Origin of the sequence: Nocardia amamiensis, from assembly GCF_015477605.1 — a bacterium.
Lineage (GTDB): Bacteria > Actinomycetota > Actinomycetes > Mycobacteriales > Mycobacteriaceae > Nocardia > Nocardia amamiensis_A.
In genome coordinates this window covers 380,661-406,746 of sequence record NZ_JADLQX010000003.1, presented here as the reverse complement: position 1 = coordinate 406,746, position 26,086 = coordinate 380,661, and the positions used below count along the sequence as shown (strand labels likewise).

27 protein-coding genes are annotated in these 26,086 nt (G+C 67.8%); 13 read left to right on the top strand and 14 right to left on the bottom strand.

The window, feature by feature from the left end; genetic code table 11:
- The first annotated feature begins 34 nt into the window (after positions 1-34).
- The 6 genes from IU459_RS06545 (at position 35) to IU459_RS06520 (ending at position 8,103) form a co-directional block, all read left to right on the top strand.
- Positions 35-1,282: an MFS transporter gene (locus IU459_RS06545; protein WP_324198767.1), complete on the top strand. Its 1,248-nt coding sequence runs from the start codon at positions 35-37 to the stop codon at positions 1,280-1,282.
- Between the two features lie 295 nt (positions 1,283-1,577).
- The gene (locus tag IU459_RS06540; RefSeq protein ID WP_440446465.1) at positions 1,578-3,092 is read left to right on the top strand and encodes a nitrate/nitrite transporter; all 1,515 of its coding nucleotides are present in this window, start codon (positions 1,578-1,580) and stop codon (positions 3,090-3,092) included.
- A gap of 29 nt (positions 3,093-3,121) precedes the next feature.
- The gene (gene nirB, locus IU459_RS06535) at positions 3,122-5,647 is read left to right on the top strand and encodes a nitrite reductase large subunit NirB (RefSeq protein WP_195128537.1); all 2,526 of its coding nucleotides are present in this window, start codon (positions 3,122-3,124) and stop codon (positions 5,645-5,647) included.
- Between the two features lie 64 nt (positions 5,648-5,711).
- The gene (nirD, locus tag IU459_RS06530; RefSeq protein WP_195128536.1) at positions 5,712-6,113 is read left to right on the top strand and encodes a nitrite reductase small subunit NirD; all 402 of its coding nucleotides are present in this window, start codon (positions 5,712-5,714) and stop codon (positions 6,111-6,113) included.
- A 5-nt stretch (positions 6,114-6,118) separates the two neighbouring features.
- Complete coding sequence (locus IU459_RS06525) at positions 6,119-7,360, top strand: uroporphyrinogen-III synthase (protein WP_195128535.1); 1,242 nt, start codon at positions 6,119-6,121, stop codon at positions 7,358-7,360.
- On the top strand, positions 7,357-8,103 hold the full coding sequence (locus tag IU459_RS06520) for a sirohydrochlorin chelatase (RefSeq protein ID WP_195128534.1): 747 nt from the start codon (positions 7,357-7,359) through the stop codon (positions 8,101-8,103). Before IU459_RS06525 ends, IU459_RS06520 begins: the two co-directional genes overlap by 4 nt.
- Before the next feature lie 162 nt (positions 8,104-8,265).
- Here the strand turns inward: IU459_RS06520 and IU459_RS06515 are convergent, their stop codons facing one another.
- Both IU459_RS06515 and IU459_RS06510 read right to left on the bottom strand, forming a co-directional pair.
- Positions 8,266-8,832, bottom strand: a complete 567-nt coding sequence (locus IU459_RS06515) for a hypothetical protein (RefSeq protein ID WP_195128533.1) — start codon at positions 8,830-8,832, stop codon at positions 8,266-8,268.
- Between the two features lie 219 nt (positions 8,833-9,051).
- Positions 9,052-10,062, bottom strand: a complete 1,011-nt coding sequence (locus tag IU459_RS06510) for a GlxA family transcriptional regulator (protein ID WP_195128532.1) — start codon at positions 10,060-10,062, stop codon at positions 9,052-9,054.
- A 142-nt stretch (positions 10,063-10,204) separates the two neighbouring features.
- Between IU459_RS06510 and IU459_RS06505 the strand changes: the two genes are divergently transcribed.
- Together IU459_RS06505 and IU459_RS06500 are read left to right on the top strand one after the other, a co-directional pair.
- Positions 10,205-11,116, top strand: coding sequence for an NAD-dependent epimerase/dehydratase family protein (locus IU459_RS06505; protein WP_195128531.1), 912 nt, complete (start codon positions 10,205-10,207; stop codon positions 11,114-11,116).
- Between the two features lie 345 nt (positions 11,117-11,461).
- Positions 11,462-12,439 carry an alpha/beta hydrolase gene (locus IU459_RS06500; RefSeq protein ID WP_195128530.1) on the top strand — a complete coding sequence of 326 codons (978 nt, stop codon included), beginning with the start codon at positions 11,462-11,464 and terminating at the stop codon, positions 12,437-12,439.
- 100 nt (positions 12,440-12,539) lie between these two features.
- Here the strand turns inward: IU459_RS06500 and IU459_RS06495 are convergent, their stop codons facing one another.
- Positions 12,540-14,702, bottom strand: a complete 2,163-nt coding sequence (locus IU459_RS06495) for a hypothetical protein (protein WP_195128529.1) — start codon at positions 14,700-14,702, stop codon at positions 12,540-12,542.
- Between the two features lie 600 nt (positions 14,703-15,302).
- Here IU459_RS06495 and IU459_RS06490 point away from each other — a divergent pair.
- Positions 15,303-15,635 (top strand): TfoX/Sxy family protein, encoded by a 333-nt coding sequence (locus tag IU459_RS06490; protein WP_195128528.1) that lies wholly within the window; start codon positions 15,303-15,305, stop codon positions 15,633-15,635.
- Between the two features lie 6 nt (positions 15,636-15,641).
- On the opposite strand, the gene IU459_RS06485 is transcribed toward IU459_RS06490, so the two are convergent.
- Entirely contained in the window at positions 15,642-17,345 is a 1,704-nt protein-coding gene (locus tag IU459_RS06485; RefSeq protein WP_195128527.1) for a metallophosphoesterase, read from the bottom strand.
- A 220-nt stretch (positions 17,346-17,565) separates the two neighbouring features.
- Here IU459_RS06485 and IU459_RS06480 point away from each other — a divergent pair, with 220 nt between their 5' ends.
- The 3 genes from IU459_RS06480 to IU459_RS06475 all read left to right on the top strand — a co-directional run bounded on the left by IU459_RS06480 (position 17,566) and on the right by IU459_RS06475 (position 19,578).
- Entirely contained in the window at positions 17,566-18,816 is a 1,251-nt protein-coding gene (locus IU459_RS06480; RefSeq protein ID WP_195128526.1) for a cytochrome P450, read from the top strand.
- A gap of 14 nt (positions 18,817-18,830) precedes the next feature.
- Entirely contained in the window at positions 18,831-18,917 is an 87-nt protein-coding gene (locus IU459_RS40470; protein WP_440446464.1) for a FitA-like ribbon-helix-helix domain-containing protein, read from the top strand.
- A 211-nt stretch (positions 18,918-19,128) separates the two neighbouring features.
- Positions 19,129-19,578, top strand: a complete 450-nt coding sequence (locus IU459_RS06475; protein ID WP_195128525.1) for a cupin domain-containing protein — start codon at positions 19,129-19,131, stop codon at positions 19,576-19,578.
- A gap of 58 nt (positions 19,579-19,636) precedes the next feature.
- On the opposite strand, the gene IU459_RS06470 is transcribed toward IU459_RS06475, so the two are convergent.
- From IU459_RS06470 to IU459_RS06425, 10 genes are read right to left on the bottom strand one after another with little or no spacing between them, the layout of a single operon-like run.
- The gene (locus tag IU459_RS06470; protein ID WP_067468761.1) at positions 19,637-19,942 is read right to left on the bottom strand and encodes a gas vesicle protein K; all 306 of its coding nucleotides are present in this window, start codon (positions 19,940-19,942) and stop codon (positions 19,637-19,639) included.
- Positions 19,935-20,162 carry a gas vesicle protein gene (locus IU459_RS06465; protein WP_195128524.1) on the bottom strand — a complete coding sequence of 76 codons (228 nt, stop codon included), beginning with the start codon at positions 20,160-20,162 and terminating at the stop codon, positions 19,935-19,937. The genes IU459_RS06470 and IU459_RS06465 overlap by 8 nt, the downstream gene beginning before the upstream one ends.
- Positions 20,159-20,953, bottom strand: coding sequence for a GvpL/GvpF family gas vesicle protein (locus IU459_RS06460; RefSeq protein WP_195128523.1), 795 nt, complete (start codon positions 20,951-20,953; stop codon positions 20,159-20,161). The genes IU459_RS06465 and IU459_RS06460 overlap by 4 nt, the downstream gene beginning before the upstream one ends.
- A complete protein-coding gene (locus IU459_RS06455; protein ID WP_195128522.1) occupies positions 20,946-21,389 on the bottom strand; it encodes a gas vesicle protein in 444 nt (147 codons plus the stop codon). The genes IU459_RS06460 and IU459_RS06455 overlap by 8 nt, the downstream gene beginning before the upstream one ends.
- A complete protein-coding gene (gene gvpO, locus IU459_RS06450) occupies positions 21,386-21,715 on the bottom strand; it encodes a gas vesicle protein GvpO (RefSeq protein ID WP_195128521.1) in 330 nt (109 codons plus the stop codon). The genes IU459_RS06455 and gvpO overlap by 4 nt, the downstream gene beginning before the upstream one ends.
- 4 nt (positions 21,716-21,719) lie before the next feature.
- A complete protein-coding gene (locus IU459_RS06445) occupies positions 21,720-21,977 on the bottom strand; it encodes a gas vesicle protein GvpG (protein ID WP_195128520.1) in 258 nt (85 codons plus the stop codon).
- A gap of 3 nt (positions 21,978-21,980) precedes the next feature.
- Entirely contained in the window at positions 21,981-22,781 is an 801-nt protein-coding gene (locus IU459_RS06440; protein ID WP_195128519.1) for a GvpL/GvpF family gas vesicle protein, read from the bottom strand.
- Complete coding sequence (gene gvpJ, locus IU459_RS06435) at positions 22,781-23,188, bottom strand: gas vesicle protein GvpJ (protein ID WP_195128518.1); 408 nt, start codon at positions 23,186-23,188, stop codon at positions 22,781-22,783. Before gvpJ ends, IU459_RS06440 begins: the two co-directional genes overlap by 1 nt.
- 17 nt (positions 23,189-23,205) lie before the next feature.
- Entirely contained in the window at positions 23,206-24,456 is a 1,251-nt protein-coding gene (locus IU459_RS06430; protein ID WP_195128517.1) for an SRPBCC family protein, read from the bottom strand.
- A gap of 5 nt (positions 24,457-24,461) precedes the next feature.
- The gene (locus IU459_RS06425; RefSeq protein WP_195128516.1) at positions 24,462-25,175 is read right to left on the bottom strand and encodes a hypothetical protein; all 714 of its coding nucleotides are present in this window, start codon (positions 25,173-25,175) and stop codon (positions 24,462-24,464) included.
- Positions 25,176-25,532: 357 nt separating this feature from the next.
- On the opposite strand from IU459_RS06425, the gene IU459_RS06420 reads away from it, so the two are divergent.
- Positions 25,533-25,985, top strand: a complete 453-nt coding sequence (locus IU459_RS06420; RefSeq protein ID WP_195128515.1) for a VOC family protein — start codon at positions 25,533-25,535, stop codon at positions 25,983-25,985.
- The last annotated feature ends 101 nt before the right edge of the window (positions 25,986-26,086 follow it).

The following is a 26,086-nucleotide window of genomic DNA, read 5'->3' as shown; positions in this document are numbered from 1 at the left end:
GCCGCTTATCATCCGGTCATCCTATGATTTCTCGGTGACTGCGACCCTTCCGGAAATCGTGACTCGTCGGGAATCCGTCCTGATCGAGCGTCGTCGACGCGCACTGACCGAGGGTCGCCTGCTGGTACTGGCCGCGATCGTGATGTCCGCGCTCACCCTGCGGGTCGCCGTCACCGCGTTCAGCCCGCTTGCCGACCAGATCGGCGCCGAAATCGGTTACGGACCCGCCATTGTCGGTGTTTTCGGCATGATCCCGACCGCCATGTTCGCGCTGTCCGGACTGCTCACCCCGATCCTGGCCACCCGGCTCGGACTGGAGCGCACCGCGCTGACCGCCATGCTGATGGCGGGCACCGGCATGCTGATCCGGGTGCTCATGTCGGGCACGGTGGAGCTGCTGATCTTCTCCGCCCTCGCGCTCGCGGGCATGGGCATCGGCAACGTGGTGATCCCGCCGCTGGTGAAGCGGTATTTCCCGGATCGCCTCGCGGTGATCAGCTCGCTGTATATCGTCATGGTGCAGCTAGGCACCGTCGTGCCCGCGTTCACCGCGGTGCCGGTCGCCGAGGCGCACGGATGGCGTATCTCGCTCGGGGTGTGGGCCGTGCTCGGCTTCGCGGCGGCCGTGCCGTGGCTGCTGGTGCTGCGCGGACGTGACAACGTGGACCGGACGGCCGCACCGGAGCAGGCGCCGCGTGCCGGACGCGTGTGGCGTTCGCCGATCGCCTGGGGCATGGCGGGCATGTTCGGCATGACCTCGCTGATCACCTACTCCATGTTCACCTGGCTGCCCAAAGTTCTGCGCGAGGCGGGGGCGAGCGCCGGGTACGGCGGCGCGATGCTGGGGCTGTTCGCCGGGGTGGGCGTGGTCGCCGCGCTGACCGCGCCCACCGTGGTCGCCCGGTTCCGCAATCCCTTCCCCGTGGTGGCCGGCTGCGCGGTGCTGTTCTTCATCGCGTTCGCCGGACTGCTGGCCGCGCCGATGGCCGCGCCGATCCTCTGGGTTGTGCTGCTCGGCCTCGGACCGAGCACCTTCCCGATGGCACTGACGCTGATCAACCTGCGCACCCGCACACCGGGCGGGTCGGCCGCGCTGTCCGGCTTCACCCAAGGCGTCGGATACGCGGTGGCCTGTGCGGGGCCGCTGCTGTTCGGCATACTGCACACGGCGACCAGCGGGTGGCTCGCTCCGTTCGCGATGCTCGGCGCCGCCGTGCTCGTGCTGCTGACCGGCGCCTGGCAAGCCTGCAAACCGCGCATGCTCGAAGACACCTGGAGCTGAGCCTCCCGCCTATTTCGCCGAATCTCACAACTCCGGTTGCGTGGCTGTGCGAACCGAGTAAGGATGTGGGCGACGCATGCGGCGGGTAGCGCGCATCACACCTCACGGGCGATCCCATTCGAGATCGGCCGCTTTGTCACGCGCGGAAACCGCCGTGTCACATGCTCGAAACAATTACCCGGAACTCACCCGGCGTCGCCGGTAATCGTGAGCAACCGTTGATTTGACGGTCATTTCGCGCAGCATTTCGGCAATACCCATTTCCTACCGTGGGGCCAACCGACTTTGGGAGGCCCTGTTGAGCACGCTGACGCGTAACCGTTCGGAAGCGCTATGGACGAAGATCCGCAGGCCGCAGATCGAGCATTGGGATGCCGAGGATGTCGCGGCCTGGGAAGCGGGCGGCAAGAACGTCGCCAAGCGCAACCTGATCTGGTCGGTCGTCGCCGAGCACGTCGGATTCTCGGTCTGGTCGATCTGGTCGGTGATGGTGCTGTTCATGCCCACCGACAAGTTCGGCATCGATCCCGCGGGCAAGTTCTTCCTGGTCGCGGTTCCGACGCTGGTGGGCGCGATCCTGCGGATCCCCTACACCGTCGCGACCGCGCGCTTCGGCGGGCGCAACTGGACCGTGTTCAGCGCGGCCCTGCTGCTCATTCCGACGCTGCTCACGCTGTACTTCATCAACCAGCCCGGCACGTCCTACACGACGTTCCTGGTGATCGCCGCGTTCGCGGGCTTCGGCGGCGGCAACTTCGCCTCTTCGATGACCAACATCAACGCCTTCTACCCGCAGCGGTTGAAAGGCTGGGCGCTGGGCCTGAACGCGGGTGGGGGCAATATCGGCGTTCCGGTAATCCAGCTGATCGGCCTGCTGGTGATCGCCACTCTCGGCAACAGCTACGCGTCGCTGATCTGCGCGATCTACCTGGTGTTCGTCGTGATCGCCGGGCTCGGCGCGGCGCTGTACATGGACAACCTGCCGAACCAGAAGGCCGACCTGTCCTACATGATCACCGCCCTGAAGGTGCCACAGTCCTGGGCGATCGCGTTCCTCTACATCGGCACGTTCGGCTCGTTCATCGGCTACAGCTTCGCCTTCGGCCAGATCCTGCAGATCAGCTTCAAGGCCGGTGGCGACAGCGCCGTGCAGGCCACCCTGCACGCCGCGCAGATCGCGTTCATCGGTCCCTTGCTCGGCTCGCTGGCCCGACCCTACGGCGGCAAGTGGGCCGACCGCATCGGCGGTAGCCGGGTCACGCTGTACGTGTTCGGCGCGATGATGGGCGCCGCGGTGCTGGTGGCGGTGGCCAGCACGATGGCAGACCGCAACAACGGCGTGGCCACCGGTGCGGTGATGACCGCGCTGGTCGTCGGCTTCATCGCACTGTTCGTGCTGTCGGGTATCGGCAACGGATCGGTCACCAAAATCATCCCGTCGGTCTTCGAGGCGAAGTCCAAGAGCCTCGACGCCACCCCCGACGCGCGGGCCGCGTGGTCGCAGAACACCTCCGGAGCGCTCATCGGTTTCGTCGGCGCCATCGGCGGGCTCGGCGGCGTGGGCATCAACCTGGTGCTGCGCTCCTCCTACGCCTCGACCAAGTCGGCGACCACCGCGTTCTGGGTGTTCATGGCCTTCTACGTGGTCTGCGCGCTGGTGGTCTGGGCAGTATTCCTGCGCCGCCCCGCAGCCCGGGTCGCCGCCGATTCCGATGTCGTGGTGGAAGCCGAGTCGTTCGTGCTCGAAGCCGAAGCCAGCCGCTCCCAGAGCGCCCCGTCCCAGTCCACCAGCTCGTCGGCCCGCGCCTGACACCAGATCCAGTCCAGGAGGACCAACAGATGAACCCCACAGTCGCTCGCAAGACCGCAGTGGTCGTCGGCCACGGAATGGTCGGGCACCGGTTCGTCGAGGCGTTGCGCTCGCGCGACACCGAAGGCCGCTGGCAGGTGGTCATCCTCAGCGAGGAGCAGCTGCCCGCCTACGACCGGGTCGGCCTCTCGTCCTACGTCGGCAGCTGGGAGGCATCCTCGCTCGCGCTGCCCGGCAACGAGTACGCCGGTGACGACCTGGTCGAGCTGCGGCTCGGGCAGCGCGCCGAGTCGATCGACCGGGAAGCGCGCAAGGTCACCACGTCGGCCGGCGACACCCTCGCCTACGACGCGCTCGTGCTGGCCACCGGCTCCTACCCGTTCGTGCCGCCTGTGCCCGGCCACGACCGCCCGGAGTGTTTCGTCTACCGGACCATCGAGGACCTGGATGGCATCCGTGCCGCGGCCGAGGCGGCCGGGCCGGGCGCGGCCGGTGTGGTCGTCGGCGGCGGTCTGCTCGGCCTGGAGGCCGCGAACGCGCTGCGGCTGCTGGGGATGACCCCGCATGTGGTCGAGTACAACACCCGGCTGATGCCCGCTCAGGTCGACGAGGGCGGCGGCGCCATCCTGGAGCGGCTGGTCACCGACCTGGGCCTGCACGTGCACACCGGCGTCGGCACCTCCTCGATCGAGGCCACCGACCAGGGCGTGCAGGTCACGCTGTCGGACGAGTCGGTCATCGAGGCCGGACTGGTCGTGTTCTCCGCCGGTATCCGCCCGCGCGACCAGATCGCCCGCGACGCGGGCCTGGAGGTCGGTCCGCGCGGCGGCATCATCACCGACCTCGGCCTGCAGACCTCCGACCCGAACATCTGGGCCATCGGCGAATGCGCCGCGGTCGAAGGTGTGTGCTACGGCCTGGTCGCGCCGGGCTACAGCACCGCCGAGATCGTGGCCGACCGGCTGCTCGGCGGGGCGGGCGAGTTCCCCGGCGCGGACATGTCGACCAAGCTCAAGCTGCTCGGCGTCGACGTGGCCAGCTTCGGCGACGCGCACGGCGTCACCGAGGGCGCGCTGTCGGTCGTGCTGCACGACGCGGCCAAGGGCACCTACGCCAAGCTCGTCGTCTCCGACGACGCGAAGACCCTGCTCGGCGGCATCCTGGTCGGCGACGCCACCGCCTACGCGGCGCTGCGCCCGCTGGTCGGCCGCCCGCTGCCCGCCGAACCGGCCGCGCTGATCTCGCCCGCGGGCGCGGAACTCGGCGCCGACGCGCTGCCGGACGATGCGCAGATCTGCTCCTGCAACAACGTGTCGAAGGGCGCGATCTGCGGGGCGATCGCCGAGGGCGCCTGTGACGTCCCGGCGATCAAGAAGTGCACCACCGCCGGAACCTCCTGCGGCGGTTGCGTTCCTATGCTCAAGAAGCTGCTCGAGCAGTCCGGCGTCGAGATGTCCAAGGCGCTGTGCGAGCACTTCGAGCAGTCGCGCGCCGAGCTGTTCCAGATCGTCCAGGTCACCGGCATCCGCACCTTCTCCGGTCTGATCGCCAAGTACGGCAAGGGCAGCGGCTGCGACATCTGCAAGCCGACCGTCGCGTCCATCCTCGCCTCCACCTCGAGCGAGCACATCCTCGACGGCGAGCAGGCCGCCCTGCAGGACACCAACGACCACTTCCTGGCCAACCTGCAGAAGAACGGCACCTACTCGGTGGTGCCCCGGATGCCCGGTGGCGAGGTCACCGCCGAGCAGCTGATCACCATCGGTGAGGTGGCCAAGGAATTCGGCCTGTACGTGAAGGTCACCGGCGGCCAGCGCATCGACCTGTTCGGCGCGCGCGTCGAACAGCTGCCGCTGATCTGGAAGCGCCTGGTCGACGCGGGCATGGAGTCCGGTCACGCGTACGGCAAGTCGCTGCGCACCGTGAAGAGCTGCGTCGGCTCCACCTGGTGCCGCTACGGTCAGCAGGATTCGGTGGGCATGGCCGTGCTGCTGGAGAAGCGTTACCGCGGCCTGCGCTCGCCGCACAAGCTGAAGCTGGCCGTGTCCGGCTGCGCCCGCGAATGCGCGGAGGCGCGCGGCAAGGACGTCGGCGTGATCGCCACCGAGCACGGGTGGAACCTCTACGTCGGCGGCAACGGCGGCCTCACCCCGAAGCACGCGGTGCTGCTGGCCGGCGACCTCGACGACGAGACGCTGATCAAGTACATCGACCGGTACCTGATGTTCTACATCCGCACCGCCGATCGTTTGCAGCGCACCGCGCCGTGGCAGGAGGCGCTGGAAGGCGGCCTGGATTACCTCAAGCAGGTGATCTGCGAGGACAGCCTGGGCATCGCCGAGGATCTCGAGGCAGCCATGGCTCAGCATGTCGCGGGCTACCGCGACGAGTGGGCCGCTGTGCTGGAAGACGAAGGGAAGCTCTCTCGCTTCGTGTCGTTCGTCAATGCCCCGGAAGAGGCCGATCCGACGATTTCCTTCGACGAATCGGGTGAGCGGAAGGTTCCCGTTCTGCTGGGACTGCCCGAAGTCCCGGTCGCCACGCAGGGGAAATGACCGCTTAACCGCCCGGAAACAGAACGCCGGTACCAATGATTAAGGCGTTTGGAGGATGACACCGATGACCGTGATCGACACCCCCGGCATCGCCGCAGCTACCACCACTGGGTGGACACAGGCATGCCGTCTCGACTATCTGATTCCCGGCCGCGGCGTTGCGGTGTTGCTGAAAGGTGGCCGTCAGGCCGCCCTGTTCCTGCTCGACGGCGGCATGCTGTATGCCGTCGGCAATATTGATCCGTTCGGCAAGGCCGCGGTCATGTCGCGCGGCATCGTCGGCGACCGCGGCGGCGTGCCCGTCGTGGCCTCGCCGCTGCTGAAGCAGGCTTTCTCCCTGGTCGACGGGCGCTGCCTGGACGACGAATCGGCGATGCTGCCGGTGTACGCGGTGCGCGTGGACGACGGCATCGTTTCGGTTTCCAACGAGCCGGTCGCAGCCGAGCTCGCGTCGTCGGATGGATGAATGGCATGACAACACCTGACACGGGCGCCAGCCTGGCCGGATTCACGGTCGGCGTCACGGCGGCCCGGCGCGCCGAAGAGTTCGCCACGCTGCTGGAACGCCGGGGAGCGAGCATCGTGTCCGCGCCGGCCATCCGGATCATTCCGCTGGCCGACGACAACGAGCTGGAGCGCGTCACCCGGCAGCTGGTCGCCGATCCGCCGCAGATCACCGTGGCCACCACCGGTATCGGCTTCCGCGGATGGATGGAGGCGGCCGAAGGCTGGGGCCTGGCCGAGGATCTGCGTCGCACGCTGGGCACCACCCGGATGCTCGCCCGCGGCCCCAAGGCCAAGGGCGCCATCCGCGCCGCCGAGCTGCGCGAGGAATGGTCGCCTGCCTCCGAGTCTTCCGCCGAGGTGCTCGACCACCTGCTCGCGGAGGGCGTGGAGGGTGTCCGGATCGCGGTGCAGCTGCACGGGGCCACCACCGAGTGGGAACCGGTCCCGGACTTCTGTGAGGTCTTGCGTTGCGCCGGTGCGGATGTCGTCCCGGTGCCGGTGTACCGCTGGGTCCCGCCGGATGACCAGGGCCCGATGGACAACCTGATCGAGGGCATCGTCACTTCCGGTCTGGACTGCGTCACCTTCACCAGCGCCCCCGCGGTCGCGTCCATGCTGATGCGCGCCAAGGAAACCGGACTGCTGGAAGGGCTGCTGTACGCACTGCGCGGCCGGGTGCTGCCCGCCTGCGTCGGACCGATCACGGCTGCCCCGCTGGAGGAGCTGGGGGTGCCGACCTCGATGCCAGGGCGGGCTCGGCTCGGCGCTTTGGCTCGCCATGTCGCCGAGGAACTGCCCAGGCGCGCCAACCGGATTCAGGCCGCGGGCCACAACATCAGCGTGCGCGGCGCGTGCGTGGTGGTCGACGGCCAGGTGCGTCAGCTGGCGCCCGCGCCGATGGCGCTGATGCGCTCGCTGGCCCGCCAGCCCGGCCGGGTCGTCTCCCGCGAAGACCTGCTCGCCGCGCTGCCCGGCGGCGGCGACGACACGCACGCGGTGGAAACCGCGATCGCCCGCCTGCGCGCCGGTCTCGGCACGCCGAAAGCGATTCAGACCGTGGTCAAACGCGGGTACCGGCTCGCGCTGGACCCGGCGGAATGCACCGACAACAATCCACGGCCCACCGCGACAGGAGGCCCGCAGGTGCCCGGCGTCGGAATTCCGACCCGGGCACCTCGGTACATCCAGACTGCGGGGAGCTGGTGACCGCGCCCGCCCTGGTGCTGGTGGCCCACGGGACCCGCAGCACGAAGGGCGTGCAGATGATCGCGGCGCTCGCCGAGGCCGTGGCGAAGGACCTCGGTGCCGGGGTGCCCGGCACCGAGGAAAAGCCCTGGGTGCGTACGGCATTCGTGGACGTGCTCGGTCCTTCGCCCGCCGAGGTGCTGCGCGATCTGGCGACCCCGGCCGGGGACTCCGTGCCCGCCGTGGTGGTTCCGGCGTTCCTGGCTTCGGGCTATCACGTCTACCAGGACGTACCGCGCGAGGTCTCCGAGAGCGGCCATCCGGCGACGGTGGTCACCCCGGCCATGGGCCCCGATCCCGCGCTGGCGCGCATCATGAAGATGCGCCTGCGCGCCGCGGGCTGGACCCCGGGTGACGCGGTGGTCTTCGCCGCCGCGGGCTCTTCGGACGCCCGCGCCCGCCAGGACGTCCGGCGCGCGGCCGCGCTGCTGGCCGAACGCCTCGGTACCGGAGTCCGTATCGCCTACGTCGCCACCGGCGCGCCGCGCGTACCGGAGGTGGTCGCCGAACTGCGCGCCGCGGGCGCGCGCCGGGTCTTCGTCGCCTCATACCTGCTCGCACACGGCCTGTTCCAGCAGCGCCTGCACGAGGCCGGCGCCGACGGCGTCGCCGAACCCATCGGCGTGCACCCGGCCGTGGTCCGGCTCATCGCCGACCGCTACCGGGCAGCTGCCCGCGAGATGGTCCGAGCGCGCGCCCGCTGAGCAGCCGCACGCGTTGTACCACAGGCGCGCCGCTGAGCACAGTTCGTCGAACGCGTAACCGATTGCCCGGGGCCGGATCGGGGAACCCGCGCCGTGATGACCTCCGCGGATCGTCCTCGTCGCATCACGTCCGTGGAGGTGCATTCAGGCTGTCTCGATCGGCTACGGCGTGAAGGAGAGCCCGAAATGCGCGCCCAACCGATTGAGCGCCTCCGGGTCGCCGAAGACGGCTTCTCCGCTGTAGTCCTCGTCCGGAGGATCCACGGAGCAAAAGCGCTCGAGGGAGTCTGCGGGAATCCCGGAGAGGTACGTGGCGAAGGTGAGCGCGGCTTCGAGGTCCTCCTCTTCGTCGCCGGGATATACCGGCCATGCCTCGGTCTCGCCGTTGCAGTCGAACTGGAGCTCCCAGTCTTCGTCGTCTTCTACCAGCCGCACGTTCGTAATGGTCACCAGACCTTTTGTGCAAGAGGCGATCGTCTGCAACACCTCTTCGTACCACTCCAGCCGCTCGTCGTCGTCAGTCTCTTCGATCCCGCGAAACGTTTTGTAATCGAACGCGAATCGAATGCCCAGATCGTCGAGCAGACTCAGCACGGCCCGCTGGGGAATGTGGCCGTAGTAGCTCAGTGGTTTGTCGAGCTCGTCTTGCTGCAAGGTCTGCCCGACGGTGGACTGGTCGACAATACCGAGTTCGACGATCAGGTCCACCACTTCGCGGACGGTATCCATCAACTTCTCCTCCGGGGAACATACTTTCGAACGGCCGCCACGGGCAGAGGGTATCCAGACTCCGTGGGTTTCCTCCCGCCCCAAACTGTTCCCATTCCTGGGGCCTGTTCCGCCTGTTCGACACATGCCCCGAATCGAGGTTCCCGGAAAGCGGAGTAAGTACGGTTCGCGCCGATTCGGGCCGGGTGTGCACAGCGGACACCTGCGACGTGAGGTGCGTCACGGTCGGCGTCGGGCAGGCGCTTTTCGCTGCGGCTGCGGCTGCGGCTGCGGCTGCGGACCGGCAGGCGAGCGCGTGAAGGACGCGCGGTAGCTGCTCGGCGGCACGCCGACATGGCGGATCATGTGCTGCCGCAATGATTCCGCGGAGCCGATACCGCTGTGCCGGGCGACCTGGTCCATCGGCAGCGTGGTGGATTCCAGCAGCTCTCTGGCGCGTTGCAGGCGCTGGTGCAGGAGCCATTTCTGTGGGCTGAGGCCGGTCTCCTCGTGGAATCGGCGGGTCAGCGTGCGGACACTGGTGCGCGCGTGCCTGGCCAGGTGGTCCAGCGACAGTGGCGTGTCCAGGCGTCCCAGCGCCCAGGCTCGGGTGGCCGCCAGGGTCACGCCGTTCTCCGGAGGCAGCGGGACGTCCACGAACTGGGCCTGCCCGCCGGGCCGTACCGGGGTGACGACGGCGGTGCGGGCGGCCGCGTTCGCCACGGTCGCGCCGTAGTCGGCGCGGATCAGGTGCAGGCACAGGTCGATTCCGGCCGCCGCGCCCGCGGCGGTGGTGATCGGGCCGTCCTCGATGAACAGGGCGTCGCTGCGGACCGACACGTCCGGGAACATCGCCGCCAGCTCGTCGGCCAGGCCCCAATGGGTGGTGGCCGTGCGGCCGGACAGCAGACCCGCCTGGGCGAGCACGAACGCGCCGCTGCAGATCGAGGTGACGCGTTTGCCGTCGGCGGCGGCGCGACGCAGGGCGGCCACCGTGGCTTCGTCGGCGCTGCCGCGGCTGCCGGTGCTGGGCACGATGACGATGTCGGCGACATCGATAGCCTCCAGTCCGCGCGACACCACCACGTCGAATCCGCCCAACCCCGCGGGCAGCACCCCGGGCCTGGCAGTGCACACCAGGATGCGGTAGCCGGGTTCGCCGTCCACCATCGCCGCGCCGAGCACGGTTTCGGGCATGGACAGGTCGAATGCCTTCACCGGAGGGACCGCGACGACGGCGACAGTCTGCATGGCCTGATCCTTGGGGTAGTTGGCAATCCGGTCACTAGCTTAGCCGGGCGGGCGGCGGCAGGCTGAGTGGCACGCGATCGGCAAATGGCAAGTCGAGGTTTCGCCGGTCGTGTCGATATTGTTGTGGCAGAAGGGAAATCACATGCCGACGCAGGTCATCGTCGGCCGGGGCGCTACCGCCTCGGCCACCGCGGCGCTACTGGCCGAATCCGGCGACCGGGTGCGCATGGTGAGCCGCAGCGGGGCCGGTCCCGAGCATCCGAATATCGAACTGATCGCCTTGGACGCGCTCGATACGGCGGCGCTGACCGCGATCGCCGAGAACGCCGCGACGGTGTTCAACATGGCCATGCCCGCGTATCACACGTGGCCGGAAGCGATTCCGCCGCTGTTCGGGTCCATTCGCACGGCGGCCGAGCAGACCGGGGCGAACTACGTGATGCTGGGCAATCTGTACGGGTACGGACCCGCGGACGGACCGCTCACCGAGCAGTCCCCGCTGGCGGCCACGGGCCCGAAGGGTCAGGTGCGCGCCCAGATGTGGCGGCAGGCCGAGCGGGCGCACCGAGCGGGCCGGGTGCGTGTCACCGAGGTGCGGGCATCGCAGTTCATCGGCCCTGGCGCGATCTCGGTGTTCTCCTTGTTCGCCCAGCCGAAGATCCTGGCTGGTCAGTTGGCGCTGCTGCCGCAGGCGCTCGACTTGCCGCACGCCTACACGGCCGTCGGTGACGCGGCGGCGGCAGCGGTCGCCGTCGCTCGCGACGAGCGCGCGTGGGGCCGGGCCTGGCACGCGCCGGTCACCACCGCGACTGTGCGCGAGCTGGCCGGGAGCTTCGCCGCTGCCGCCGGGGCTCCCGAGCCGCGGCTGGAGCTGATGAGCGATCGGGAGCTGACGCTGCTCGGTCTCACCGACCCGTTCTGGCTCGAGCTGTTCGAGACCTACCACCTGTCGCACGCGCCGTTCACAGTCGACGACTCGGCCATGCGGGACACTTTCGGGCTGAAGGCATCCGGTCCCGATGAGGTGTTCGCGGAGGTGGTGCGAGCTTCCTGAGCGCGGACCCCGTGCGCCGCACGACGCGGTCCGGGAGCTGAGGATCTGGGTGCGCTCGGCCTCGGTGGCGCGGCCTTGGCGCGGTCGCATCGGCGAGCGGGTCCGGCAACCTCTTTCCCGACAGCCGGCGCAGCGCAGCCGGGCTCGACCGGCGAAGCGCGACGACTGCGCGGAGAGGCCGGATACGCACTGTTCTCACCGACTTCGCTGGTCGATTGCTAAACATCCGTAGCTTGCTCTGGTCAAGTGATGATTCCGGCTTCTAAATGCGATTTCATTTCACTATTGGGAACGCGCCCAGCGGATGCTGGATACGGCGATCACGCCGTGATACTAATTCGGCCCATGTACCGGCTCATGCGATGCCTGGTTTCCCTCCTCGCGGTCGGCGCCGCGCTCGTCCCCGCCGCAACCGCCACCGCGGACCCCGACGCGGCCGTTCTGGATGTGCGACCGCTGGGCGGGCGGCAGTTCGAGGTCGTGGTCCAGTCGGGAGCGATGGGGCGGCCCATCACGTTGTGGCTGTCCCATCCGGGCCCCGGCGCGCCCGCGCTGTACCTGCTGAACGCCGTGGACGGCGGAGAGGAGGGCGGGCCGTGGACCCGGCGCACCGACGTGGCCGAATTCTTCGCCGACAAGCCGGTCAACGTGATCGTGCCGATGGGCGGGCGCGCCAGTTACTACACCGATTGGCTGCACGATGATCCGGTGCTCGGCCGCAACAAGTGGACCACCTTCCTGACCAGGGAGCTGCCACCGCTGCTCGCGGACCGGTTCGGGATGAACGGCCGCAACGCCGTCGCGGGAACCTCCATGTCGGCGACTTCGGCGTTGAATTTGGCGATCGCCGCACCAGGGCTGTATCGGGCGGTCGGCTCCTACAGCGGATGCCCGCGCACCAGCGATCCGATGGGTCAGGCGATCGTCAACTCGCAACTGGCGGTGTTCGGCGCGAGCGCGGCGAACATGTGGGGGCCGCCGGCCGATCCGGCCTGGGCCGCGAACGATCCGACCGTGCAGGCGGAACGGCTGCGCGGCGTAGCCCTCTACGTTTCGGCGGGCACCGGCGCGCCGGGTTCCCGCGACACGCTCAGCGATCCCGGCATCGACGGCAATCCCCTTCGGCTGGTGGATCGGCTGCTGGTCGGCGGGACCATGGAGACGGTGATCGGTGGCTGCACCCGTCAGTTCGTGGACCGGTTGCATGCGCTCGGCATTCCGGTCACCACCAACCTCCGTCCCGCGGGCACCCATGCCTGGACGTACTGGCAGGACGACGTGCACGAGTCCTGGCCGATGTTCGCCGCCGCGCTGGGCGTCTGATCGGCCATAGCACCCGCCAGGTGGGCGGTCGACCCGAGCCGAGCAGGTTACGAGTCCGGCACGGGAATGGGCCTGCGCGGCCGTAGCGCTCCGGATCTGATCACGGATTCCAGGGGTCGAGTCCCCCTTCGGGATCCAGGTGATCGAGATTGGCGACGCGTCTGGCCGATCGCATCAGGGCTTCGCGGTTGATATCGGTCGGATTCGCGTAGTAGGCCTGGGCCGCGTCCCGGTGCATGGTCGCCACCTGGTGTCCGATGTGCCAGCGGGTATCCCGGCCCGCGCTGTTCCACTCGTCCGGGGTGATAGCCGCACGGAGTGCCCGGTCCGAATGCCAGTTGTTCTCGACCCTTTGCACGAACGCGTGATCGATCGTGGCGCCAGGGGCCGGTGCGTTGCTGTGCCGGACGAAGCTGTCTGCCGCGATGACCGCCTGGGCGGCGTAGGCTTCGTGTGCCTCGTGGCCGACGTGGTTCTCCACCGCCCATGCTGTCGCGATCGCCTTCTGCAACGGTGCGAAGCCGTACGGATTCTGCGACACCGTCGATTCCTGGGTCGACAGTGCGGCCAGCGAATGGTTGACCATTTCGTGGCTGGCACCCGAGGCGAGCAGCACGTTATGCACGCGCGATTCGGGAACTTTGTTGTCGCGCAACGCCTTCAGGGCGCGGGAAACGCCCAGTTGGGTGTTCATGCCCCCATGTTGCCTGGCCGCGGCAACCGCGACGCCACGCCAGTTCGTGCGGGACAGCTGATGCTCGATGTAGCCCTCCTCGCGGCTGGCGAGGATTCTCCTGGTGGAGCGTTCGATCCGTCGCCGTGTGGGGGCCAGAGGATTCAACGGATTGACGATTCCACCCGCGAGCCAAGCCGTCACGGGCGAGGAGTTGATGGTGTTGAGTGCGCCGAGTGTGCTCACGAATCCCATGCCGGACGAGGGCTTCCCCCCACCACCCCCACCACCCATGCCGAGGGCCACGCCGCCGCTGCTCGACGACTTGGTCTGACTGCCCTGGACCGCCAGGGAGAATCGGTTGGCGATCCAGTCGTTGCCGCGGGACAGGCTGCTGCTGAGTCGCTTCAGCTGGAGGATGGCGACGATCTCGACGGTGCCCGCGATGATGATCACCGCCATCACCTGGCCGCGAGCTTGCGCGAACAGGTTGCCCATGAACAGCACGTAGACACCGAGGAAGATGGTGTACGCGGTCATCCGTGCCGCAGCGACGAAGCTGTCCACGAGATTGCGGACCAGGAACGTCTGTGTCGGGCCGTAGACGAATCCGCCCGCGGCGAAGCCGAATATCGACATGATCCCGTGATAGATCGTGTCCAGCGCGGCCTTGATGACCTTGATTCCGAGATACATCGCGAATGCCAGAAGGATGCCGCCGCAGACCAGCAGCATGAGCCCGGTGGCGACCTGTCCCATGGTGGGATTCTCGGCCTTCGCGTGCGCGGCGGCGTCTCCGCACGACTTCATGCCGCTGAGCACCCGGGCGTCCTCGCCTGCCGCCACTCCTGCCGACCACGCGGACCGGCAGGCCGGGCGCGCGTCGACGGTATGCCCGAAATTCCACACTTGCAGGGGCTGACGGGCGAAATTGTCGGCCAGATCGCTCTGCATGGTCGACACGAGCTGGGTCGGATTCGGGTTGGCGTTTCCGTTCAAGCCGGCCGCCACGGAGATACCCAGATCGCGGCCCTGCGCGAGCAATCCATTCGAGGACAGCACGTCCGCCAGGGGCTCGGCCAGGAACAGCGGTCCCAGCACCGCCACCGCCAGCATCGTGACCACCTGCATGGTGGCCTTCGCGTGATAGCCGCGCACGATGAACCAGGCGACGCAGAACGCGCCGATGGTGGCCGCGGTGACCAGCATGATCGGGGTCGCGATCTGCCCCGCCATGGCATCGGCCACGCCACGCAACGCCGCACTGAACATGTCCAGCCACCGGAAGCTCAACGCGTAGCCGATCACCCAGATCGCGGTCGTCACAATGGCTATGTAGCCGATGAATTCCAGGCCCAGCACGGTCCACAGAACAGTGGAGCGTGGCTTGAACAGGCTTTCGTCGCCGGTCGCGAACCGATAGTCGGACAGGCGGATTCCCGAGGAGTCGCGGATGTTCATCCAGCTGAGCCCGTCGATCCCGGATGTTGTTCCTGCCGTCGTGCTCGCGGCGTCCTGGGCGACGGCCACCGCGCCGATGAAGCCGGGAAATACGAACAGCGCGAAGGTGATCAGGGCGAGCCAGGCCACCCGTCGCCGCCCAGTTCCCGCGCCCGAGCGCAGCCACCGGGCCGGCGCACCGCGATGTGCATGCCGGGCTCGGTGGAACATGCCGGGAACCCGAACCGAATACCGCCTGGATGAACTGCGGCTGACAGTGCGTGATCGCACCACCGGGGAGCAGATGTGCACGGAGGAGTCCTTCGTCCCGTTTCTGGGGGCGCGGTCGACTGCGAATGTTCAAACGGATTGCACGCGAGCGGTAATGACAACCCGGGCCCCCGTCTCACGCCGTGTATTACAGACAGGTAGGGAAACATCCGCCTTAACGTCCAGTGACATCCACGCGGCTCGGGAGTGTACGTAAGTACCTCGGGAGGGCTAGCCAGGCACAAGGCCAAATATGCTGTCGTGCAGGATATTTCAAATACCGATCGGCCGCTTGGTTCGTAGGTCTGCGGGCAAGGCCGTGCAGCTTGCCGGCTGGACAGGCGAGTCTCGCCCCGCGTGCGGTGGTCGACTGCGCCTGGATTTCGGCGCAGAACATCGAGCCCGGCCGCGTCACGATCGAACAGGCCGGGTCATCTTGTGCTCCGCAAGCCTGTCGTACCGAGGGCGCACAATGCCGCTATGGCATATGACGAGGAGTTGGCCGAGCGGATCCGCGAACTGATCGTGCCCGGACCGGAGCTCACCGAGCGGAAGATGTTCGGTGGCCTGGCGTTCTTGATCGACGGCAATATGGCGGTCGCGGCCAGCCGTCAGGGTGGCCTGCTGGTCCGCGTCGGCCCGGACGAGGGGGAGCGGCTGATCGGTGAGTCGGTCGAACCCATGGTGATGGGCGGCCGCGAGATGGTCGGCTGGCTGTATGTCGCCGCGGCGGCAGTCGCCGACGAGGAGATCCTGCGGGAATGGGTCGAGCGCGGGGTCGCCTACGCCCGGACCTTCCCGCCGAAGAAGTAGCCTGCCTCAGGCCCGGACCTGGCGACGGTAGAGCACCCGGTCGAATTCGCGGCCGTACTCGTCGACCGCGACCACGTCCATCTCGCTGGCGAAGACGCCCGGCCGGACGTCGACGCGCAGGAACGAGTAGTTGCGGAAGCGGACCCGCGACCACGGCGCGGCCTCGTCCTGTTTGCCGCCGCCGGGCGTCCACACGTAGCTGTTCGGCACCGTGGCATCCGGTAGTTCATTGCCGCGGAAGGATTCTTGCGAACCCGGCTGGAATTCGTAGCGTGGGCGTCCGCCGCCGCCCACGGTGTAGTACACGGTTCCGTCGGTCTCCGGGTAGACGATCGAGTTGTCGCCGGCGACCTTCGTCGCGTTTCCCGCACGGATCGGGTCGGTGCGCTCGTAGACGTGGTTGTGCCCCTGCAGCACCAGGTCCACCTGATAGCGGTCGAACAACCCGACCCAGGCGTCGCGCACGCCGCCGTCGCTGGCGTGCGCCTCGGTGGTCGAATACGCGCAGTGGTGGAAGAAGCAGACGATGAAGTCGATGCCGGGGTCGGCGCGGTAGGCAGCCAGCGCGCGTTCCACCCAACTCGTCTGCGCCCCACCGGAATACCCGGTGTTGGCGCGGATCTCATAGGACACGTCGTTGGCGTCCAGCGAGAGCACCGCGACATTCCCGTAGGTGAACGAGTACGCCGAAGGACAGCCCGCGGGGCCGTTACCGGGAAAGTCGAGCCGCGCCGAGTGTCCGCCGTAGCCGTGGTCGCCGTAGGTGGCTTCCATATCGTGGTTGCCGGTGGTGAACATCCATGGGGTTTGCGCGGCGCTGGGCTCGATGGCGTTGAAGTAGACGTCCCACACGTAGGGGTTGTACTTGTCGAAGCCGCTGGACGGGTGCGCGCCGTGCGCGACGAACTGCCCTGGCTTGCCTTTGCCGGAGGGGTCGGCGTAGGCGATGTCGCCTGCGAGGATGTGGAAATCCGGCCGGGCCGCGGCGATCTGACGCAGCACGTTGCTCGCGTGCGGTGCGACCGGATCGTTGTCGGCCCGGTAGTACTTGTCGTCGTAGTCGCCGGGCGCGACGCCGTCCGGCAGCGCGGGCGTCTCGTCGGTGCCCTGGTCGCCCATCATGGTGAAGCGGAACGGCAGCACCGCGGTCCTGCTGGTAGGCATCGCGGGCGCGGCGGCGCGGATGTCGCCCGCGAAACCGTCGGAGGTGCGCCAGCGATAGAAGTGCGGCACCCGGCCGGGGAGGCCGTCCACCGGCGCGTGGACGTAGAACTGTTCGGCCGCGAGCACGCCGCCATCGGCCGTGGGCACCTGGGTGAGCAGATTGCGCACCTCGGCCTCGACCGTCGCGCCCAGCGCAGGCGTGGGTCCATGATCGAGATACACCGTCGCGCCCGCCGGTCGCCGCGACAGCTGGGCCGCGAAACGCAGTTGACTCGCCGCGTCCGGGCCGAACGCCACCCGTCGTCCGCCGACCGCGAGCTGAGCCTCCTCGGCATACGCGCGAGCACCGAATGGTGCGACGCCGACCGCCGATACTGCCGCGGCCGCCGCGGCGCCACGCAGGATGTTGCGCCGCGACACCGGATGGCGGCGCAGATAGGCGCGGTGCCATTCGTATTGCTCGGTCATCGTCATGTCGGTGGCGAGACGGTCCGGAATTCCGGTGTCGGGGATGTCGCCTGCTGGATTCAGCGGAGTGGACGGCATACGCCGATGCTGTACGGGCATGGCGCATCCCGGCAACTCGACACCCGCACCATGTGCGGGAACACGGGACGGGCGGTGCCCGCGCGGCCCCGTATCGATGCAGAATGTGTTGTGGGCCCGCTCAACTGGCATCAGCGGCTCGCCTTTGGTAGACAGTCGAGCTGAACGGCATTGTGATCGGGGGGATCCGGCAGTACACCCGAATGGTCTGGAGTTCCTTTTGAGCACGCCCGAGTTCCCGGCGCATGCCCCATCCTGTCCGGTCGTCCACGGCTCGCCGATCGGTTCCGACGACTCGCGGGTGTCGATGCATTCACCGGAGTTCGCCGTCGATCCGCACCATGTCTACCGTGAAATGAGAAGGCAGTACGGATCTTTGGTCCCGGTGGAGCTGGCGCCGGGCGTGCCGGCCACCTTGGTGATCGGCTATCAGACCGCGCTGCGGATCCTCAACGATCCTGAGCGCTTTCCGGCCGATCCCCGTACTTGGCAGCAGAACATCCCCGCCGACTGCCCGGTCCTTCCGATCATGGAGTGGCGCCCCACCGGGAGTAGAAACGCCGGGGTTGACTTGCTGCGCTACCGGCAGGCCATCACCGCGAGCGTCGATCAGGTAAATCTGTACGGTATCCAAGCCACCGTGCAGAAGATCGCCATCCCGCTGATCAACGGCTTCTGTCAGGCTGGGACGGCCGATCTGATCAGTCAGTACATATTCCCGCTGACGTTCGAGGTCGTAAATGCCTATGTCGGCTGCCCGCCGGAGATAGGTCGTCGGGTCGCCGCCGGTATGGCCGCGATCTTCGAGGGCGTCGAGGCCGAGAAGGGCAACACCATGCTCAGCGAGGCGATCCTGGAATTGGTGACCTTGAAACGGGGCGAACCTGGCAACGACGTCACCTCGCTGCTGCTGCGGCACCCAGCCGAACTCGATGAGCTGGAGATGGTCCACCAGGTGGTGGGCTTCTACGGTGCGGGGATCGAGGTGCAACTGAACCTGATCGCCAACACCCTGCTGCTGATCCTCACCGACGAGCGGTTCGGCGCAACTGTCCTTGGCGGGAGCCTGTCCACCCGCGACGCCCTCGACGAGCTCTTGTTCAACGACCCGCCGCTGGCCAACATGTTGATCACCTACCCCAGGCAGCCGGTCCTCATCGACGACGTCTGGCTGCCCGCGCACCAGCCGGTCGTCGTCAGCATGTCCGCCTGCAACAACGACCCCGCGATCCGGACCAAGGATCAGACGGGCAATCGCTCGCATCTGGCATGGGGCCTCGGACCACACGCCTGCCCCGCGCAATCCATGTCCTACCTGATCGCTCAGGAGGCCATCGATCAACTTCTCGATGCGCTGCCCGAGATGCGGCTGGCCGTACCGGCCGAGGGACTGACCTGGCGACCTGGCCCCTTCCACCGGGCCTTGGCGGCTCTGCCGGTCACTTTCCCCCCTTCTCCGCAGCCTGCGTGATATGCATTGATTGCATGGCAAGCATTACCATCCGGGATCTGGACAACGATGTGAAAGAGCGACTGCGGCGCAGAGCCGCGTCGCACGGTCGCAATATGTAGCACGGCAATCCTCGCCGACGAGGTACGGCCCAACGGGCTGCTGCTGACCCTGTTCGAACGCGCCCGCGACCACGCGACCGAACTCGAACTGCCACAGCAGCCGGAGGCCACCGGAGTGCAGCTGTGATCATCGCTGACATCACCATCGTTCCCGAGCTGTTCGAACCGTGGGAGATATAGCGACAGCGCGTGCGGAGCGTAGGCTGCGAGGATGTCGCCTATCCTCCGCGTCGCCGTAGCGCCGGTCGTGCTCGCCGGTGCGCTGGCCGGCGCGGCGAACGCCAACGCGACGCCGGGCACCGATGTCACCGCCGTCACTCTCGGTCAAGCGCAGATTCCCGCCGGACTGCTCCCGTTCGTCGCGGGCACCGACTTGGTGGCCCGCGAAATCACCATCGGCCCAGGCGGTTCCACCGGCTGGCACTATCACGACGGCCCGGTCTTCGGCTTCGTCCGAGCGGGCACCCTCACCCATCCCGGCCCCGACTGCGACGCCCCGGTCTACCGCACCGGCGATTTCATCTACGAGCCCGCGGGCGAATGGAACGTCCATATCGGCCAAAACCTCGGCACGGAACCCCTCATCCTCGACGTCGTCTACGCCCCTCCAACCGGCAAACCTCTCTTCGTGGACGCCCCCGCGCCGCCCTGCGCTTCATGATCAACGGCACATGGTGGAGGGTCTTCTCGCGAAATCCCGCAGCCATGTGCCGTAGATCTCAACGTTCGTCGGGGTATTGGGGGAGGAGGGTGCCCAATGGGCCCAGGTCGATGTTGAGGTCCTCGGGGGTGAGGCCGAAATGGTCGCGTAGTTCGTCCATGCGTTGCTCGAGCAGCATCAAGGTGGTGCCGATCCGCTCCACCTGGGCGTCGCTCAGGTCGCCCTCGTCCACCCGGCGCAGCGCCTGCCGTTCCATCAGTTGCCGCAGCAGCTCTACCAGGGTGAGCACGAGCGTGACGAGACCACGCTCGACGGATTCGGGGTCGGTGTCGATACGCGGTGGGATGCCGCCGAATTCAGTCATCTGGCTCCAGCGCGCCGTGTGCCGGGGATTCCAGCGCGGGGGTCGACACGGGGCTGATGGAAGAGATGAGGGCTCGCAGCGATATCTGGACCATGTCGACGTCCGCGATGGACAGCCTGATGTCGCCGGTGATGACCACCCCACCGGCCAGGACCCGATCCAGCAGGTCGATGAGCGCGACGCGGCGCTCACGGTCGACGTTCTGCGCGACGTGGCTCATGTCGGCATCCTTTCCACTCCCGCGAACGAATACGGTGGCCACGGACCGGTGAGCTCGAGCCGGATTCCGGCGAATTCTTTGCCGAGCTCGTCGACCATCGCCGCGAAATCGTCCGCGCGCTCGTCGTCCACCAGGTAGGTGCCGTTGAGCACCATCCACTCCCGGCGGCCGGAAAGAGCCGGGTCCGTCACCGCCTGACGGCGGCCCGCGGCGGCGTGGCGGACCAGACGCGCATGGATCTCGTCGGCGCGCAGCGCGGCGTCACGTTCGACGGTTTCCTGCGCGGCCAGCTGTGCGCGTCGGCGCGCCAGATACGCTGCGCCCGATCCCTTTCCACCGCCCGCGTCGCGACTGGCGGCGTCCGCGACGGCGGAGACGAGTGCGGCGCGGTCGCCATAGGCCTTCACACCCCACTCCGTCCGGCCGCTTACCAGGGTCAGCGCCGCATCGAAGTCCGCTCGCCGGTCGTCGAGCATCTCGCGTACCCGATCCTCGTCGAGGAAGACGGTGGCCAGGCGCAGCGGGACGGCCGGGCCCCGGCGTACCACGGCCGAGACGACGGCGTCGTGCGCCCGGGCCGTCGCCTCCAGCCAGTCCAGATCCTCCAGATTCCGGCGCAGCGGCTGCTCTCCGAAGACCTCGAGCGGCACGGTGCCGATCACTGCCGCCAAGCCGTCGGAGAGCACTGCCCGCACCGGCTCACCCGCCACCCCGGTTATCCCGCCCAGCTCCTCCGCGAGGTTTCCGGCCGTCGTCACCGCGTACAGCCAGACGCCGACGCCATCAGTCACGATCCCTCGCTTCCCTCGGTGCGCGGCGGCGTTCGAGGGATCTGCGGCGGTCGTCCGCTTCTCTCGGTTCGCGGCGCGGCTCGAGGGATTTGCGGCGCTCGTCCGCGGCTTCCAGTTCGGCGATCCGGTCGCGGAGCTTCCGGTTCTCGAGTTCGAGGTCGCCCCCCTGCCGCTCGAGGGCGCGGGCCTTGCTGTTGAGCCAGGGATCGGTCTCCCACCAGTCGATGCCCACCGCCTTGGCCGTCTCCAGAGACGCGACGACCAAGCGCAGCTTGATGGTGAGAAGTTCGATGTCGAGCAGATTCACCTGGATGTCGCCCGCGATCACCAAGCCCTTGTCGAGGACCCGCTCGAGAATGTCGCCCAGGTTCGTCGACTGACGTGCGCCGCCATAGGGCATCGGCGCCTGCGCCCCGCCTTCTGGGACTACCGTCATGGCTGATCCCTCCCACCGATGTCGGTGCTGCCGCGGGCGTAACGCCGCGTTCTGCGGTAGGCCAGCAGATTCCCGTCCACATCGATCTCGACCTGGTAGAGCGCCAGCATGTCCGACGACGAAGGGATGCGGCGGTCCTCGAGCACCTCGATCTCCACCACCCAACCGTCCTCGGTCGGCTCCATGGAGGTCACTCCCTCCGCCTGTTTCGAGGTCAGCTCCAGCAGATGCTCGACCGCTGCCGCGGCGGCCTGTTGCGCGGCGAGGGGCTCACCCGATTCGGGTTGGACGTCCTCGGACTCTTCACGGGAGGTGTTCCGGCTCACGCGGTCACTCCTTCTCCTCGGTGGGCTTCGTGCCGCCAGGTCGTTCGATCAGGGCATCCAGGACCTCTTGCTGCGCTTTCTTCCGCTCCTCTTCGGACAGCTCACCGGCTGCCGCTGCCTCGTCGATCGCCTCGATCCGGCGACGAACGGCGGCGGGATCCCGCAGCTTCTGTTCGACCTGATCCTGGATCACCTCACCCAGCCAGATCACGCCCCGGACCGGCGCGATCGGCAGCGTGAAAATCGACGAGAGCAAGCCCATGGGTCAGCCCTCGGGGGCTCGCTTCGTCACGAAGTCGTACGCCGCCATCGGGCCGAGCAGGCTCAGATCCACGCGCCCGTCCCATTCCCCCTCGGCCAGTTGACGCAACGCGTCCTCCAATTCACTCTGCCGGGACAGTTCGAGCAAGATCGCGACGTGGACCGTGTCCTCCTCATGGGTGGGTTCGCGTTGGTTGACCAAGGACGTGAGCGGCTCGAGCAGGGTGAGCATCCGGCGGGTGTCCTCGGTGCGTTTGGCCGTGACCGCCTGGTTGATGATCTCGCCCAAGGCGATCCGTTCATTGCGGGTGGCGTCTTCGGGCTTGTCGCGGATCTCGTCCCGCAGCCGCGCCGCCTCGGCGTTCTCGTCGAGCACCTCCCGCAGGATAGTGCCCTCGACGTAGCGGCCTTTCACCACGAACTGCGCTCGGCCCTCCAGTTCCTCGAGCGCGGTGCGGAACTCGTCCTCGTGCGCCTCGAGCAGTTCCTTTTCCACCGCCTCCGCATCGGACATGACCGCTCCGAACCGCAGCGGCAGCACCGGAGCGACGGCTGCGGCACCGTCGAGCAGCCGCGCGTGCGCGGTCAGGTCATCGGGTGTGCCGAACCGCCGATCGACCGCGACGTCACTGACCAGCGCCGCGATCTCGCCGTGCCGCACCAATTCGATGGTGCTCGGGGGGTCGCCGACACCGGCGGCGTGCTCCTCGGGCTCCACGTCCGCGGGCACGATGCCGTAGACGTATACGCCGCTGCGCTCCGCGGTCTCGGTTTCCCGTGCTTCGGTTGCGTGCTGCGTGGCCATCATCCCTCCTTACGCTTCGGCCGGCTCGCGGGCTGGCGCTTCTCCTCGACCTCGTTGAGGAAGCCCATGACCTTCTCGCCCGCGGCCTCGAGTGCGCCCTTCGTCTTGTGCTTCGCCGCGCCGCTCGTGACGTCACCGACCAGATCCGTAAGGCCCTTCGGTTCAGTGCCGATTTCGAGCCGGTTGACGGCCTCGGCGAAGCGTAGATACGTGTCGACGCTGGCCACGACGACCCTGGCGTCGACGGTCACAAGTTCGATACCGACCAGCGACACACGCACGAACGCGTCGATGACCAGCCCTTTATCGAGAATCGTGTCGATGACGTCGGCCAAGCTGCCCGAGTTGGGGCGCGCCATCGTGCCTGTGGCGCCGCCGCCACCGCCGCCTACGGGTTCGATAGTCATGTCCGGTCTCCTTACTGTCACTCTCGGCGTGCGTCGCTGCGGTGCCGGCCCGCGGGTCGACGGCGCGGCTGGGGTTCCTCGTCCGCAGCCCCTTCCTCGCCCCGCACGTCGTCTCTGGGTTCTTCTTCGGTTTCGGTGTCTTCGTCTTCGGTTTCGGCGCGCTCCTCGCGGCGGGCGGTCTCGTCGTCCTTGACGACCTTGCTGTCGTGGATCTCGCCGTGCCAGCCCTCGACGTCGTCCGGGTGCAGTGCACTCTGGGTCATGACGTGCCGCTCGAAATGCTTGAGCTCCAAGCGGGCGCGGCGGCCGACCGCATGCCACAAATTGGCCGTCTTCTCGAACACGCCGCCGGGGTGATACTCGAGCACCATGATGATGCGGGTCAGGTCCGGCGTGAGCTCATGGAAGGTCACCGCGCCGTCGATATAGCCCTTGTGCCCCTTGGAGCGCCACACGATCCGCTCGTACGGCACCTGCTCCACGATCGTGGACTCCCAGGTCCGCCTCGACAGGAACACCTTGCCGGTCCACGCGAGCTTCTCGTCGGATACCTGCTCGACCTGCTCGACCTTCTTCATGAACTTCGGGAAGTCCGCGAACTGGGTCCACTGGTCGTAGGCCAGCTCGATCGGAACGCCGACGTCGATCTGTTCGACGATGTTCGTCAGCTTCAGCTTCTTGCCTCCGGCGCCCTTCCCCTTCCCGCCGGTCAGGCTCTCCTTGGCATCCTGGAACTTGTCTTGGAGCGTGTGCGTGACCTGCGCCAACCCACCGCTCATGGCCGCCTTGAGCGGCGAGGCGCCGCCCGCGAGCTTCTCGGCCCCGGTTATCGCCGCCAGCAGGCTCCCGCCTCCTTCGGCGTAATCGTTCAGGCGTTCCGCCGTGTTCGACAGCTTTCCGGAGACTCCCATGAGAGCGCGGTCGACCACGGTTCCGGCCAGGGTCTGCAGTGATTGCTGCAGCATGCCGGTCGGGGTGGCTTCCTGAACCGTCTTCTGGGCCGTCGCGCCGGCGCGGGTTGCCGCTCCGCCTGCCCGGCCTGCAGCTCGGCCGGCGGTCGTGCCTGCCTTTCCTGCGGCGCGGCCAGCGGTTCTGCCTGCCCTTTCCGTAGCGCGGACGGCGGTCTTGCCTGCCTTACCCGTAGCGCGGGCGGCGGTCTTGCCCGCCTGTTCCGTAGTGCGGGCGGCGGTCTTGCCTGCCTTGCCCGTAGCGCGGGCGGCGGTCTTGCCCGCCTTGTCCGCTGCGTCCGACAGTGCTCTCGACGCCATCGGACTCACCTCCTCGTGCGCCGTATGGGCGCTTCCTGGGCCTCGGCGCGAATCCGGCGCCGACCAGGCGATGCCGCTGTGCGATCACCGGATTTCCGGAAGCGGGACTCACCGGCACGACGCCGGGTGGTGGATGCCGTCCGGCGTGCCGGGGCAGGCTCCGGGGACTCCTCGGACTCGTCCTGGCTCCCCTCGGACTCGTCCTCCACCAGCTCTGCTTCTACTTCCGGAGACTCTTCCTGTTCTTCTTCGGGGTATTCGTCCTGTTCTTCTTCCGGGTACTCGTCCTCTTCTTCCTCTTCTTCCGGGTACTCGTCCTCGATGTCCTCGTCGGCGTATCCCTGCTCGTCGCCCTCGGTCGTCTCCTCCGGGTACTCTTCTTCGCCGGTGTCCGGGGTCTCGTCCCGAAGTTCTTCCTCCGCCTCGGGGAGTTCTTCCTCCGGCTCCGAAATCGCGGCCCGTTGTTGCAAGCGGGCGTTCAACGCATCGATGCGGTTGCTCGCGGCAGTGACCGCCGCAGCCCGTGCGGCGCCCATCAACTGCTGCCGGACCGTATCGGTGATCCCCGCCAGCTCCGGCGACGATCTGAGCAGCGACGTCCCGCGCTCCAGCAGTTCTTGGGTGGCCCCGCCGGAAGACCGCCTGGCCATCGCCGCGCCCGCCAGCGTCAACGCCAAGCGCATTTTGCGCGTGCGGCCCAGCAGGTACCCGGCACCCACCCCTACAGCTATCCTCGCTCCGCCCTTCATCATCACTCCTTGCTTGCCTTCGGCTGCCGCGGCATAGCGACGGCAATACAACCGAGGCCCTGTTTGCCCCACGTGCTGGTTAGACCGCATCGCACTGCCCAAACCTGGTCAGCACATGTTGGGCTACCGGATGGGAGGTGTGCGCTGCCTGCGAGGATCCAGTCGGATCCGCTAGCGCGATGTCTACCAGCGACTTACGAGTGCCGAATGTCGCCGGCAGGGTCGAAAATATTTCTCGAGAAAGTTCGCGAACTACGTCGAAACCGTGCCGCCCGCTCCGACCAAGCGGTGACAGCAGGTCACACAGCAACCCACAAGGAGCACATCATGTCCGTCAACACGTTCTTCTGGTTCGAGAACGGCGCTGAGGAAGCGGCCGATTTCTACGTCTCGGTGATCCCGAACTCGCGGGTGGTCGACATCGCGCGCAACTCCGACGGGTCGGCGTTCATCGTCTCGCTGGAGCTGGACGGCCAGGCGGTCACGATCATGAACGGGGGCCCGGACCACCCGCTCACGGACGCGGCGTCGCTGCAGGTGGTCGTGGACAGCCAGGACGAGGTGGATCGTCTGTGGGACGCTCTGACCGAGGGCGGCCAGCCGGGCCCGTGCGGCTGGCTGACCGACCGCTACGGCTTGTTCTGGCAGGTCGTGCCCTCGGTGCTGCTGGAACTGATGAGCGGTGACGATCCCGCCAAGACCATCGCCGTCGGCACCGCGCTGCGCACGATGTCCAAGCTGGACGTCAAGTCGCTGCAGGACGCCTACGACAACGCCTGACACACGAAAACCCGCCCGGACGACGATGGCCGGGCGGGTCTTCGCGTGACGCGACGGCGTCGTTCAGCGCCAGCGCACCGGCGCCTGACCATCTATCGGCC

What these genes read in the sequence shown, in the direction of transcription:
- IU459_RS06500 (WP_195128530.1), top strand. Translation starts at nt 11,462, where the DNA reads ATGTACCGGCTCATGCGATGCCTGGTTTCCCTCCTCGCGGTCGGCGCC.
- IU459_RS06440 (WP_195128519.1), bottom strand. Translation starts at nt 22,781, where the DNA reads ATGGCCACGCAGCACGCAACCGAAGCACGGGAAACCGAGACCGCGGAG.
- IU459_RS06465 (WP_195128524.1), bottom strand. Translation starts at nt 20,162, where the DNA reads ATGAGCCACGTCGCGCAGAACGTCGACCGTGAGCGCCGCGTCGCGCTC.
- IU459_RS06505 (WP_195128531.1), top strand. Translation starts at nt 10,205, where the DNA reads ATGCCGACGCAGGTCATCGTCGGCCGGGGCGCTACCGCCTCGGCCACC.
- IU459_RS06525 (WP_195128535.1), top strand. Translation starts at nt 6,119, where the DNA reads ATGACAACACCTGACACGGGCGCCAGCCTGGCCGGATTCACGGTCGGC.
- IU459_RS06490 (WP_195128528.1), top strand. Translation starts at nt 15,303, where the DNA reads ATGGCATATGACGAGGAGTTGGCCGAGCGGATCCGCGAACTGATCGTG.
- IU459_RS06430 (WP_195128517.1), bottom strand. Translation starts at nt 24,456, where the DNA reads ATGGCGTCGAGAGCACTGTCGGACGCAGCGGACAAGGCGGGCAAGACC.
- nirD (WP_195128536.1), top strand. Translation starts at nt 5,712, where the DNA reads ATGACCGTGATCGACACCCCCGGCATCGCCGCAGCTACCACCACTGGG.
- IU459_RS06455 (WP_195128522.1), bottom strand. Translation starts at nt 21,389, where the DNA reads ATGACGGTAGTCCCAGAAGGCGGGGCGCAGGCGCCGATGCCCTATGGC.
- IU459_RS06475 (WP_195128525.1), top strand. Translation starts at nt 19,129, where the DNA reads ATGTCGCCTATCCTCCGCGTCGCCGTAGCGCCGGTCGTGCTCGCCGGT.
- gvpJ (WP_195128518.1), bottom strand. Translation starts at nt 23,188, where the DNA reads ATGACTATCGAACCCGTAGGCGGCGGTGGCGGCGGCGCCACAGGCACG.
- IU459_RS06510 (WP_195128532.1), bottom strand. Translation starts at nt 10,062, where the DNA reads ATGCAGACTGTCGCCGTCGTCGCGGTCCCTCCGGTGAAGGCATTCGAC.
- IU459_RS06420 (WP_195128515.1), top strand. Translation starts at nt 25,533, where the DNA reads ATGTCCGTCAACACGTTCTTCTGGTTCGAGAACGGCGCTGAGGAAGCG.
- IU459_RS06470 (WP_067468761.1), bottom strand. Translation starts at nt 19,942, where the DNA reads ATGACTGAATTCGGCGGCATCCCACCGCGTATCGACACCGACCCCGAA.
- nirB (WP_195128537.1), top strand. Translation starts at nt 3,122, where the DNA reads ATGAACCCCACAGTCGCTCGCAAGACCGCAGTGGTCGTCGGCCACGGA.
- IU459_RS06445 (WP_195128520.1), bottom strand. Translation starts at nt 21,977, where the DNA reads ATGGGCTTGCTCTCGTCGATTTTCACGCTGCCGATCGCGCCGGTCCGG.
- IU459_RS06515 (WP_195128533.1), bottom strand. Translation starts at nt 8,832, where the DNA reads ATGGATACCGTCCGCGAAGTGGTGGACCTGATCGTCGAACTCGGTATT.
- IU459_RS06485 (WP_195128527.1), bottom strand. Translation starts at nt 17,345, where the DNA reads ATGCCGTCCACTCCGCTGAATCCAGCAGGCGACATCCCCGACACCGGA.
- IU459_RS40470 (WP_440446464.1), top strand. Translation starts at nt 18,831, where the DNA reads ATGGCAAGCATTACCATCCGGGATCTGGACAACGATGTGAAAGAGCGA.